The organism is Streptomyces sp. NPDC111507, from assembly GCF_055638955.1.
On sequence record NZ_JBVKBU010000004.1, the window covers coordinates 184,495 to 196,562 of the forward strand.

The 12,068-nt window shown below is 68.4% G+C and carries 10 protein-coding genes; 4 read left to right on the forward strand and 6 right to left on the reverse strand.

Annotated features, from left to right (window positions below; all coding sequences use genetic code 11):
• Positions 1-56: 56 nt before the first annotated feature.
• The 5 genes from rsmA to rsmI form a co-directional block, all read right to left on the reverse strand.
• Positions 57-986, reverse strand: coding sequence for a 16S rRNA (adenine(1518)-N(6)/adenine(1519)-N(6))-dimethyltransferase RsmA (gene rsmA, locus ACZ7M2_RS18475; RefSeq protein ID WP_471596146.1), 930 nt, complete (start codon positions 984-986; stop codon positions 57-59).
• 122 nt (positions 987-1,108) lie between these two features.
• Positions 1,109-2,497: a ubiquitin-like domain-containing protein gene (locus ACZ7M2_RS18480; protein WP_471596147.1), complete on the reverse strand. Its 1,389-nt coding sequence runs from the start codon at positions 2,495-2,497 to the stop codon at positions 1,109-1,111.
• Between the two features lie 140 nt (positions 2,498-2,637).
• Entirely contained in the window at positions 2,638-3,510 is an 873-nt protein-coding gene (locus ACZ7M2_RS18485) for a TatD family hydrolase (RefSeq protein WP_471596148.1), read from the reverse strand.
• 68 nt (positions 3,511-3,578) lie between these two features.
• Positions 3,579-4,013 carry a hypothetical protein gene (locus ACZ7M2_RS18490; protein WP_471596149.1) on the reverse strand — a complete coding sequence of 145 codons (435 nt, stop codon included), beginning with the start codon at positions 4,011-4,013 and terminating at the stop codon, positions 3,579-3,581.
• Positions 4,014-4,213: 200 nt separating this feature from the next.
• Positions 4,214-5,071 (reverse strand): 16S rRNA (cytidine(1402)-2'-O)-methyltransferase, encoded by an 858-nt coding sequence (gene rsmI, locus ACZ7M2_RS18495; protein ID WP_382034787.1) that lies wholly within the window; start codon positions 5,069-5,071, stop codon positions 4,214-4,216.
• Positions 5,072-5,165: 94 nt separating this feature from the next.
• On the opposite strand from rsmI, the gene ACZ7M2_RS18500 reads away from it, so the two are divergent.
• A complete protein-coding gene (locus ACZ7M2_RS18500; RefSeq protein ID WP_471596150.1) occupies positions 5,166-6,905 on the forward strand; it encodes a dolichyl-phosphate-mannose--protein mannosyltransferase in 1,740 nt (579 codons plus the stop codon).
• 271 nt (positions 6,906-7,176) lie between these two features.
• Here the strand turns inward: ACZ7M2_RS18500 and ACZ7M2_RS18505 are convergent, their stop codons facing one another.
• Complete coding sequence (locus ACZ7M2_RS18505) at positions 7,177-7,434, reverse strand: hypothetical protein (protein ID WP_471596151.1); 258 nt, start codon at positions 7,432-7,434, stop codon at positions 7,177-7,179.
• Positions 7,435-7,995: 561 nt separating this feature from the next.
• Here ACZ7M2_RS18505 and ACZ7M2_RS18510 point away from each other — a divergent pair.
• The 3 genes from ACZ7M2_RS18510 to darT all read left to right on the forward strand — a co-directional run bounded on the left by ACZ7M2_RS18510 (position 7,996) and on the right by darT (position 12,035).
• The gene (locus ACZ7M2_RS18510) at positions 7,996-9,417 is read left to right on the forward strand and encodes a DNA sulfur modification protein DndB (RefSeq protein ID WP_471596152.1); all 1,422 of its coding nucleotides are present in this window, start codon (positions 7,996-7,998) and stop codon (positions 9,415-9,417) included.
• Positions 9,418-9,520: 103 nt separating this feature from the next.
• The gene (locus ACZ7M2_RS18515) at positions 9,521-11,197 is read left to right on the forward strand and encodes an SRA domain-containing endonuclease (protein ID WP_471596153.1); all 1,677 of its coding nucleotides are present in this window, start codon (positions 9,521-9,523) and stop codon (positions 11,195-11,197) included.
• Positions 11,198-11,345: 148 nt separating this feature from the next.
• Positions 11,346-12,035, forward strand: a complete 690-nt coding sequence (darT, locus tag ACZ7M2_RS18520) for a type II toxin-antitoxin system toxin DNA ADP-ribosyl transferase DarT (RefSeq protein WP_471596154.1) — start codon at positions 11,346-11,348, stop codon at positions 12,033-12,035.
• Positions 12,036-12,068 lie beyond the last annotated feature (33 nt).

The following is a 12,068-nucleotide window of genomic DNA, read 5'->3' on the forward strand; positions in this document are numbered from 1 at the left end:
CGTGCCCGTCCCCGTGCCCTTGCCCGTGTGCGTCGTGGGCTCGGTCTTCGACTCCGTCACGGCTGAGCGCTCTCCTTGTTCTCGGCCTTGTGCTCGGCGTTCTCAGCCTTGCCCTCGGCCTTGTCCTCGGCCTTGTTCTCGGCGATACGGGCGAACTCCTCCACCGTCAGCGACTCCCCGCGGGCCTGCGGTGAGACCCCGGCGGCGACGAGCGCGACCTCGGCGGCGGGCGCGGAACCGGCCCACCCGGCGAGGGCGGCGCGCAGCGTCTTGCGTCGCTGGGCGAAGGCGGCGTCGACGACCGCGAAGACCTCGCGCTTGGAGGCCGTGGTCCTGACGGGCTCGGCGCGCCGGACGAGCGACACGAGGCCGCTGTCGACGTTCGGCGCGGGCCAGAAGACGTTCCGTCCGATGGAGCCGGCCCGCTTCACGTCGGCGTACCAGTTGGCCTTGACGCTCGGCACGCCGTACACCTTCGAGCCGGGGTCGGCGGCGAGCCGGTCGGCGACCTCGGCCTGCACCATCACCAGCGTGCGCTCGATGGTCGGGAAGGTGTCGAGCATGTGCAGCAGCACGGGGACGGCGACGTTGTACGGGAGGTTCGCGACGAGGGCGGTGGGGGCGGGGCCGGGGAGCTCGTTCACGTGCATGGCGTCGGAGTGCACGAGGGCGAAGCGGTCGGCGCGGGCCGGCATACGGGCGGCGATGGTCGCCGGGAGCGCCCCCGCGAGCACGTCGTCGATCTCCACGGCGACGACCCGGTCGGCCGCCTCCAGCAGCGCGAGGGTCAGCGAGCCGAGGCCCGGGCCGACCTCGACGACCACGTCGTCGGCCCGCACACCGGCGGTGCGCACGATGCGGCGCACGGTGTTGGCGTCGATCACGAAGTTCTGGCCGCGCTGCTTGGTGGGCCGCACACCGAGGGCACCCGCGAGCTCGCGGACGTCGGCGGGGCCCAGGAGGGCGTCGGGGGTGGGGCTGTTCACGCCCCAAGACTACGGGGGCGCGGGGCGCAGCCCCCGCCTCAGGGGGCGCGGGGCGCTGCTGGATGCGCGCTCCGCCGCGTGGGCGCGAACAACCCCCACGGGGCCCGCAGCCGGAGAACCCGTCAGCCGTGGAGGTGGGCTCCGCAGTGGGGCCACGGGCTCGCGCCCCGGCGGACGTACAGCTTCTTCGCCCGGCGGGTCTGCTCCGCGGCCGGCGCGTCCTGGGGCCGCCCGGACCCCCCGAGCGTGTGCCAGGTGTGGGTGTCGAACTGGTACAGGCCGCCGTAGGTGCCGGAGGGGTCCACGGCGCCGGGGCGGCCGCCGGACTCGCACGCCGCGAGCCCGGACCAGTTCAGATGGTCGGCACCCTGCGGAGAATCGGGCCGCGGCTTCGTACCGACCCGCACCACCTGTCCACGCGGCTCCCGGACCACCTCGTCGCCGACCCTCCGCGGCTTCTGCCTGACCCCGTTGACGGTCCGCAGCAGGTAGGTGACCCGCCGGGCCCCGGGCTCCCCGGCCCGGTCGACGACCTCGGTGCCACGGAACAGCGAGGGGTCGTTCGTCCGTGTCGTCCGGAAGGGGATCGCCTCCTCGCGGACCTCCTGGGTGCCGGTGATCCGCATCACGCTGACCGTCTGTCCGTCCCGGGGGAAGCTCCCTGGCGGGACGGACGTCGTGTCCTCGCCGTGGAGGGTGATCCCGGCTCTCTCGACGGCCTCGCCGACGGTCGCCGCGTTCGTCCGGATCGTCCGTGCCCGCCCGTCCGCCATGATCGTCACCGTCCGCTCGGTGCGGACGTCGAGCGCGAGGCCCTCACGGCCGATGCGCCGGGAGCGCGAGGTCGACAGGTACGCCCCCTCGGCGCGCACCCCGAGCTGCTGGAGCGCCCCGTCCACCGTGTGCGCCGTCGTCCACACCTCGTGCGGCTGTCCGTCGAGGGTGAGCCGTACGGGCCGCCCGTAGTGGACCGCGATCTCGTCACCGCTGGTCAGCTCGGTACCGGGGGCGGGCGCGACGACGTCGTGCGCGCCGACCCGCACACCCTCCTCGGCGAGCAGTTCGGTGACGTCGTCGGCGAAGGTGTGCAGCGTGCGCGCTTTGCCGTCGACGCTGAGATCGATGGCCTTGTCGTTGGCGACGAAGGCGGACGTGCCGCCGGCGAGGAAGGCGACGACCAGTGCCTGGGGCAGCAGCCGCCGCAGCGGGTCGGGACGCTCGGCGGTGCGCCGGCGCCGGGCGGCGCGCCGGGCAGCGGCCCGCCCGCCGGACCGGGGATCCTCCGCCGCATCACCGAGCGCCTGCGTCTGCACCAACGTCTGCGTCTGCCGGGGCAGTATCGGCTCGGTCGGCGCCTGGGACGCCGCCAGTGCCTCGTACGCGGGCCGGTAGGTGTCCGCGTAGCCGCCGCGGTCCGGGCTTCCGGCACCGTACGACGGCTGCTCACCAGTTTCTCGGTCCTCGAACGACGTTCCAGTCAGGCCAAACGTCTCGTTCTGCGAGTTGCTCACGACGACACGCTCCAGGGGGGTCCGGATCGGGCGACCAGAACCTAGCGGAGCGGTCGTCACTCTCCCAAGCAACGCGGCTACGCTGTGTCGCGATACTGCCCTGGGGTGTGACCCCCAAAGATGGCCGGAAGCGTTATCCCTCAGTAACCGAAGGCCCGTGCGGTGTTCGCCGAGAGCGCCGTCGCCAGCGTGTCCTCGTCGATGCCGCGCACGGCCGCCATGGCGCGCACCGTGACCGGAATGAGATAGGGCGCGTTAGGCCGTCCGCGGTAGGGGGCGGGGGTCAGGAAGGGCGCGTCGGTCTCGACGAGGACGAGTTCCAGGGGGGCCACGGCCAGCGCGTCGCGCAGTGGCTGGGCGTTCTTGAAGGTCATGTTTCCGGCGAAGGACATGTAGTACCCGGCCTGGGCGCAGATTTCGGCCATCATCGCGTCGCCGGAGTAGCAGTGGAAGACGGTCCGCTCGGGCGCGCCTTCCTCCTTCAGGACGCGCAGCACGTCGGCGTGCGCGTCCCGGTCGTGAATGACCAGGGCTTTTCCGTGCCGCTTGGCGATCTCTATGTGGGCGCGGAAGGAGCGCTCCTGAGCGGCCTTGCCTTCGGGGCCCGTACGGAAATAGTCGAGCCCGGTCTCGCCGACGCCCTTGACCTGGGGCAGGGCGGCGAGGCGGTCGATCTCGGCGAGGGCCTCGTCCAGGGCGCCGTCGCCGCCGGGCTGTCGTGCGCCTTGGCGGGACCAGCCGTCGGGGTCGCCGTGCACGATACGGGGCGCCTCGTTGGGGTGCAGGGCGACGGTGGCGTGGACGGCTTCGTACGCGGCGGCGGTCTCGGCCGCCCAGCGGGAGCCCTTCAGGTCGCAGCCGACCTGGACGACCGTGCTCACGCCGACCGAGGCGGCCTTGGCGAGGCCTTCCTCGACGGTGCCGGACTGCATGTCGAGGTGGGTGTGCGAGTCGGCGACGGGGACGCGCAGCGGCTCGGGGAGCGGTGGCGCTTCGGTCTTGTCGGAGGGCATGCCCCGATCCTACGAAAGGGGCATGCCGGACCGGACCTCACCCGGGCGAGGTCACCGCGCTTCCGCGATCAGCCCGCCTTGCGGTGGTGGAAGGGGTGCAGCAGGTCGGAGAGGTGCCAGTGGTGGGGTTCCCTGGGCACGGCCGGCTGGTCGACGGCCTCGTCGTGGGTCTGCTCGCCGTGGGCCTGCTCGGGGTGGGCCGGCACCGGTCGGTGCGTGTGCTGGTGCATGGAGTTCTGGACGGAGGACACCTGTCCGGCGCGCATGATGCGCACCACGTGTCCGTCGCAGTTCTGGCAGGAGGGCCGACTCAGCGGCGACGGCACGACATGGCCGTCCGCCACGTACATCACGAACTCGCCGCCCTCGGCGTCGCGGTGGTGCTCTATCTCGAACGACTGCTCCCAGCCGTGCCCGCAGCGCATGCATGCGAAGGAATACGACTCGTTGACGACGGCGGTCGCCGCGCTGCGGTTGCCGGTCTGCCCTGCGATCTCACTCATGCCAGCTCCTGCTGTTCCGCTGGACAAGCGCCCCCGGTCGGCGGGGGCGAGGGACGGGTACGTCCCTTCAACCAGTGGACGCTTCTCCGAGCGGGAACGCATCAGGCCTGTCGACTATTGGAGTCGTTTTGGCCTTTCCTTGTCGGAATGCCTCAAAGACACGGCCTGAGCTTTGCTTTCCGTGCGGGCCCTTTGCTCTTCTATGGGGCGCTGTGCGCCGCGTTCTTTGCCGCGACCACCGCATCGAAGACGTCGCGCTTGGGAATTCCCGCCTCGGCCGCGACCGCCGCGATGGCCTCCTTGCGGCGCTCTCCCGCCTCTTCCCGCACCCGCACCCTGCGCACCAGTTCGCCCGCGTCCAGTTCTTCGGCGCCCTTCTCCGGCGCACCCTCGACCACCACCGTGATCTCCCCGCGTACGCCCTCGGCGGCCCAGGCCGCCAGTTCGCCCAGCGGTCCGCGCTTGACCTCCTCGTACGTCTTGGTCAGCTCGCGGCAGACGGCGGCCCGCCGCCCGTCCCCGAAGACCTCGGCCATCGCGGCGAGGGTGTCGTCGAGGCGGTGGGGAGCCTCGAAGTAGACCATCGTGCGGCGCTCGCCCTCGACCTCCCGCAGCCGGGACAGCCGCTCGCCCGCCTTCCTCGGCAGGAACCCCTCGAAGCAGAACCGATCGACGGGCAGCCCGGACAGCGCGAGCGCGGTGAGCACGGCGGACGGGCCGGGTACGGCGGTGACCTTGATGTCCTTCTCGACGGCCGCGGCGACCAGCCGGTACCCGGGGTCGGAGACGGACGGCATCCCGGCGTCGGTCACCAGCAGCACGCGCGCCCCGCCGGCCAGCGCCTCGACGAGTTCGGGCGTGCGGGCGGCCTCGTTCCCCTCGAAGTACGACACCACGCGCCCGGTGGGCTGCACGCCCAGCGCCTGGGTCAGCCGGCGCAGCCTGCGGGTGTCCTCGGCGGCGACGACGTCCGCGCCCGCCAGCTCCTGGGCGAGCCGGGGCGGGGCGTCGGCCACGTCGCCGATGGGGGTGCCGGCCAAAACAAGGGTTCCTGTCACGGTTCCATCCTCGCAGGGGCATTCGGCGGCAGCCGCATCCACCCATTAGGCCCGTGCACGGGACTCCCACAGACCTGTTCCCTACGATGGCGCGGTGACCAGTACCGCGTCCTCCACGGACACCCGGCAGGGCCAGGCAGCCGAAGAACGGCGGCCGTCGTGGCAGCAGCGGCTGCGCCGCTTCGGATACAACGCGCCACCCAGAGGCGATGTGCGTGATCGGCTCGTGCCGCCGTACGCCGAGCCCAGTCCCCGGATCTGGGCTGCGTTCGGGCTGCGCCACGAGGTCGCGGAGCGCATCACGCGCTGGTCGGGCTGGGGCGGCCCGCTGCTCGTGACCCTGATGGCGGGGCTGATGCGGTTCTGGAACCTGGGCAGCCCGAAGGCGGTGATATTCGACGAGACGTACTACGCCAAGGACGCCTGGGCGCTGATCCACCGCGGGTACGAGGTCAACTGGGACAAGAACGCCAATGACCTGATCCTGCAGAACAACGGGCACGTCGGCATCCCCTCCGACGCCGCCTATGTGGTGCATCCCCCGGTCGGCAAGTACGTCATCGGGCTCGGCGAATGGATGTTCGGCTTCAATCCGTTCGGCTGGCGTTTCATGACGGCGCTGCTCGGCACGCTGTCGGTGCTGCTGCTGTGCCGGATCGGGCGCCGGATGTTCCGCTCGACGTTCCTGGGCTGTCTCGCGGGCGCGCTGATGGCGGTGGACGGGCTGCACTTCGTGATGAGCCGCACCTCGCTGCTCGACGGTGTGCTGATGTTCTTCGTGCTGGCGGCCTTCGGCTGTCTGATCGTGGACCGCGACCGCGCGCGTGCCCGGCTGGCGGCCGCCCTGCCCACGGACGCGGACGGTCTCGTACGCCCCGACACGCACATCGCCGAGTCCACCCGCCTCGGCTGGCGCCCCTGGCGCTGGACGGCCGGTCTGATGCTGGGCCTGGCCCTCGGCACCAAGTGGAGCGGCCTGTACGTCCTCTTCGCGTTCTGCCTGATGGCGGTCCTGTGGGACGTCGGCGCGCGCCGGGTCGCGGGTGCCCGTCACCCGTATGTGGCCGCCCTCAAGCACGACACGGGCATCACGTTCCTCGCGACGGTCCCGGTGGCGATCGCCACGTACTTCATCTCCTGGACCGGCTGGATCCTCTCCCCCACCAACGGCAAGGGCGGCTACTTCCGCAACTGGGCCGCGACCGACGGCAAGGGCGGCAGCTGGACCTTCCTGCCCGACTGGCTGCGCAGCCTGTGGCACTACGAGCACGAGGTGTACGAGTTCCACGTCGGCCTCTCGTCCCCGCACACCTACCAGTCGAACCCGTGGAGCTGGATCGTCCTGGGCCGCCCGGTCTCGTACTTCTACGAGTCCCCGCTGCCCGGCAAGGACGGCTGCCCCGCTGACGCGGGCGACAAGTGCGCCCGCGAGGTCCTGGCCCTGGGCACGCCCCTCCTCTGGTGGGCCGCCTGCTTCGCGATCGTCTACGTCCTGTGGCGCTGGGCGTTCCGCCGCGACTGGCGGGCGGGCGCGATCGCCTGCGGCATCGCGGCCGGCTACCTCCCCTGGTTCATGTACCAGGAGCGCACGATCTTCTTCTTCTACGCCATCATCTTCGTCCCGTTCCTGTGCCTGGCGGTCGCCATGATGATCGGCGCGATCCTCGGCCCACCCGGCTCCACGGAACGCCGCCGCGTCATCGGCGCGGCGAGCGCGGGCGTCCTGGTCCTCCTGATCGCCTGGAACTTCATCTACTTCTGGCCCCTGTACACGGGCACCGCGATCCCCATAGACCAGTGGCGCTCCCGGATGTGGCTGGACACCTGGGTCTAGCTGCACAGACACAGACCGATGGCGCGGCAGGCTGCCGCGCCATCGTTGTTGTTGGCGGTCGTTGTTGGCTGTTGTTGGCCACCCTCGTACGGCCCAGAGACGGCCCCAGCTACGCCCCGCAGCAGATTTACAGCGGGCCGCTTCCGACCTGCCCCACCTGGCAAGAAGGGCAACGGAGCGTTCCTCGGGGGACACCCGGGGGAATCACGGCTGTGGGCGCCGTGCGGCTAGCCGGCCCGACCGTGCCAGGACAAACTTCGAAAAGCTTCCGCTACGCCACCAGCAGACCGCCAGCCGGCGGCTCGGGGCCACCCATACGAGCCAGCAGGTAAGCGCCGTAGACACTCAGGATGCTGGCGAAGTACTCCCCGAGATCCAGCGGGATCCGGGTATCAACGAGGGCGAGGACGACGGCAACCCACACGAGCTGGGCCGCCACCTTCATCGCCGCCAGCTGCCCCTCGCGGTCGTCGGGCGGCTGGTCCTCGCCATGGTTGTCGGGCGGGGGTGACTTCCTGTCTACTGACATTGGGCCCCTTTCGAGGGCTATAGGTGGGCCGCGTTTCAGTTTTCGAGGACTTGGGGCGCGGCTCCACCGACAACATCTGGACTCCATCGCGACGCCGTGGAGGGTTCTGCCCTCGGCGACCGCGTCGGCGTGAGCCCGCGAGGGGTTTTTCGGGGGTCACCCGGCTCCCTCGTTTTTTGCCTGGCGATTTTTTCGCCACCTGCCTGGCTCACGGGGGGAGCGTAATCACACGGAGTGAGGTGCCGCAACTACCCAAGGTCGTAGAGGGAGGCTTCCATGCCTCCCTCGCGCGCGCGGCGCACGACGACAGCGCCTTCCGTAAGCCGCAGCCCACCCTGCGGGCGACCGCTTCTCACTCGCCGCACCTCCTTGGCGAAACGACCCGCACACCTCATCTGAGCTGCGAACACTTGCCAGTACCGGCCACCAGGAGGCGCGAGCCGGCCGGCCGTGAACCGAGAACGGGTTGCAGAACGATGCAGCGCAAGATTACGCTCGCGAACGCGCGCGAGGCGACCAGAAAAAAAATCGCCAGGCAAAATTTTGGAGAGGGGCGAGCCGATGACATCCGAGGCGAACATGCAGGCGATGGCTGAGGGCATGGACATGCGCCCGGTCTCGTTCAAGACCCCGGCGTTCCGGACCATGATCGGAAAGATGCCTTCGTTCAACTTCGTGCACCCAGTCCCGGCCCTGGTGGAGCTGAGGGCACGCACGGAGTCAGGGGTGATCGTCCGTAAGGACTTTGATCTTGATGACGAGGAGTACGGAAACCGCCCGATCGACTTCAAGCATGTCGAGAAGATCGCTAACGGACTCTACGACCGCCCCGACACGCCGATTCAGCAGATCCAGTTGGCCATCCCCACAGACATCGACGGCCAGGAGACGTACCGCTGGGAGGGTGTCAAGAACCCCATCGCTCCTGGCGTCGAGTTCGGCATGCTCACGGTTTACCAGGGCACGCCTATGCACATCGAGAACGGGCAGCACACGCTGGAGGCGCTCGCCCGGGTCTGGGATCGCGTGAAGGGCGCCTCCTTCGGTGAGGATCAGAAGAAGGAAGGCGTCCTGAAGGCAAGTGCCGCCCCCATCCAGGTACTCGTGCAGAGTGACCGTGACGAGGTCACGAGGATGTTCGTGGTGGCAGGGATGACAAAGCCGATCTCGCCAGCACTCATGACAGCTCTTGACCAGAGTTCGTATGCGAATCGGTTCGGTACGCAGGTAGGGCGGCGCGCACGACTCCTCACTGACGAACCTGCCCGGCTCGTCTATCTCCGCTCTGCCGCACGTGAGGAGGCGTTGTACTCGACCGCACACATGCGGGGATTCACTACAGCCACCGTGGTCGGCTTCAGGGATCGCACTCCCGATGCGCGCGAGACAAACGTACGCAAGGTTCTCGAAGAGCGTGCTGGGTCAAGCGGGAACCTCAATGACGAGTTGGAGGCGGTCGTCGGCGAAACCGTGGCCGCTCTCGACTACGCGTATGAGCGGATCCCCGGCTGGAAGGACCTTCGCCGTTCGCCAGATGGAACAGGCCTGTCACCCAAGCAGTTCCGCGCGGAGTACTTGCACGGATCCCCAGCCGGCCTTTACGTGATCGGCGGTGTCCTTGGCGCTGCACGATTCTGTGGCGTCCCGCTGAAAGACGTCATTGACGCACTCGCAGGACTCGCGTGGGGACGGTCTGAGGGCAAGCTCCGCAAGGTGGACGGCACTGACCAGATGCAGCATCTCCTCTTTGAGGGCACTCTAGTTCGCTTCGAGAAGGGAACTGACTCGGACGGCAACGTGATCTGGTCGCCGACTACTGCAGGTGGGGCCCGCACCAACTACGAGGCCGCCACGGAAAAGGTTCTGAAGGAGCTCGCGCGTGATGCGGCCCTCAAGGAGCTGTATCACGCCAGGACGCTTCAACACCTTGGACTCCGTTCAGCCAAGGGCCGGGGTCGCCCGCGCAAGGTGGTGGAGGGTTAAGCGCCTGCTTCCAGGTACCCCGCGGAGACCCACACGACGATCACACGCGAAAGGTGAAACAGCCACAACTCCGTTGTCAGTGCTGTGACCTACGGTGTCAGCCATGGCTCCTTCTGAGATCACCCGGGCGGGCATCCTGCGAGCGATTGACGAGCACGACCGACTTGGGGTGGACGAGTTCCGTGCCACCTATCGCTTCCACGCGGCTGCAACGTACCTACTCGTGCACGAGGGACGGCAGTACGACTCAAAGGCCATAGCCGGCGTCGCCCACAAGTACGACTTCGGCGAAGCGCTAAAGCCCTCATCGCCAGGGTTCAGCGGTGGCCTCAAGCACGCCGTGGCGTGGCTGCGGCGGGAGGGCTTCACCGTCGTGGAGCCGCCCAAGACCTTCCACCGCCGTGTGGGAGACCTACGGCCGGCACGAAGCGCAGCCGGCACTACGTTGCACCGGCCCGTACTTCTCCTGTGGGCGATCGGACAGGCCGCTGCCGGCGCCCCACGAATGCGATCCTGGTCCGCAACGCGCGATGCTGTAGCCCCGCTGATGGAGAAGTACGCCCAGGTCGACGATGGCCTGGCCGGTGCGCGGTACCCGTTTTGGGCACTCGTGCGCGATAACTTGTGGATTTTGGATCGTGCAGAGGACCTCATCCTCACCAGCCGTGAGCGACGCCCCACCGCGGAGTCCCTGGACCAGGTCGACCCCGCCGGCGGTCTCCGCGAGGACGACTATGCGCTGCTGCAAGCACACCCTGAAGCCGCAGCCTCTGCCGCAGCCGGCCTCATCCTGCGCTACTTCTACCCGCTGCCCCCCGACCTCCTAGGGGACTTCGCGCTGCACGATCTACTCGCCGGCCGGTGGGCCGACGCGCTACGTCCCCAACTAGGTGAGGGTTTCAAGGATCGCGACGCCATCTGGCGGGCCTACGGTGGTCAAAAGATGGCAGGGATCGGCTGCCTCGCCGATGGCATCCTGAGTGCCTTCTCGGACGAGAAGGGGCCCTACAACGACAGCCGCGTCCCGGACACGAACTGGATCGCCTATGTAGGAGACGGACTCTCGGGCGACCAGAAGGTCATCGATGGCAACGAGTTGATGGCCGAGTACCAGGCCGCGGGGCGCCCTCTCAGATACTGGCACAAGCCGTACCAAGGGCAGTTCGGCTTCGAGACCTGGGCGGTCATCGCCCAACGCCGGCTGCGCTGGGGAAGGGGAGCCGACAAGAAGTGGCGACGCGAGTTCCACTGGATCCTGGCCCCCGTTCCCTCCCCGGAGCGCGAGACGTGGCCCGCGGAAGTGTTCGAGGCCCTGGATGCGGACTCGGGCGCCCTGTACGACGAGACGGTCTCCTACCGCCCAAGTGACGTAGACCCGGAAGTACGTGACACCTCCGAGAGAGACGAGGACGCGTACAAGCGTCTGACGCAGAACGCGGAAGCCAACGCCGAGCGGCGAGGGCGGCTCAAGAAGCCTTCACTCGCGGACCGCTTCGTCCGTGACCCCAGCGCCAGAGCAGCAGTCATTCGACGCAGCAAGGGCAACTGCGAGAGCCCCCAATGCGCCGGCCACCCCAAAGAGCTCACCACAGCCGGCAACCCAATCTTGCAGGTCGACCACGTACAAGACCTGGCCAAGGACGGACCCGACGTCCCCTGGAACATGATCGCCCTATGCCCCAACTGCCACGCTCTCAAGACCTATGGCATCAACAGGGAGAAACTTCGGCGCATCCTCGCTGCCACCGCGAAGCGCCTACACACAGAGGCGCTTCGCTAGTTCTCGACATATCTCTCCCCTGGATGCCCGGGGAGAGACGATCGCGCAACCAGCCCCGTCCCGGGGTCGGCCTTGCGTGTGCGTCCGCCAGATCTACGTTGCCATCACGGACTGCCCTCAAGCCCGCTGCTGGCCAGCCTGATTAACTGTGCAACAGCGCACGAAGCAACGCGCCACTGTGGTCTACTCAGTTCTCGTGATGACCGTAGGGGAACGGCAACTCTTCCACTTCACGCACGTGCGCCACCTGTCCGACATCCTGGCCGAGAAGCAGTTGGTCTCGGACACTGTCATGCAAGCCAGGGGCGGAGTGCTGATGGAGTGCGGCGACAGGGACGTCAAGGCTGAACGACGCACGCGACAGATCGTTGCGCCCCCTTACGGACGCCCTTCTGATTACGTTCCGTTCTACTTCGCCCCGCGATCACCCATGATGTATGTGATCAGTCGGGGCGGCGTACCTACGTACCGCGAGGGGCAGACTCCACTTGTCTACCTGGTCACGACCGTAGACGCCGTCAGGACGTCCGGAAGGCCGTACGTGTTCAGTGACGGCAATTGCGCGAGCGCGATCACCCGTCACTTCACCGACCTGAGCATGATGCCACGCGTCGTGGACTGGGAGATCATGGCAGCACCGTACTGGGCGAACACGGTCGACGACGGCGATCGCATGCGACGACGCATGGCAGAACTTCTCGTGCACGAGCATCTTCCAGTGACCGCCGTGCAGGAGGTTGCAACCTTCGATCATGATCACGCTCAGCAGGTGCGGCATCTGCTCCGGGAGGCGGGGACCGAGATCCCAGTGAGTGTCAGACGCGAGTGGTACTACTGACGTGGCAGTAACGAACGGACCCTTCAGGGAAGG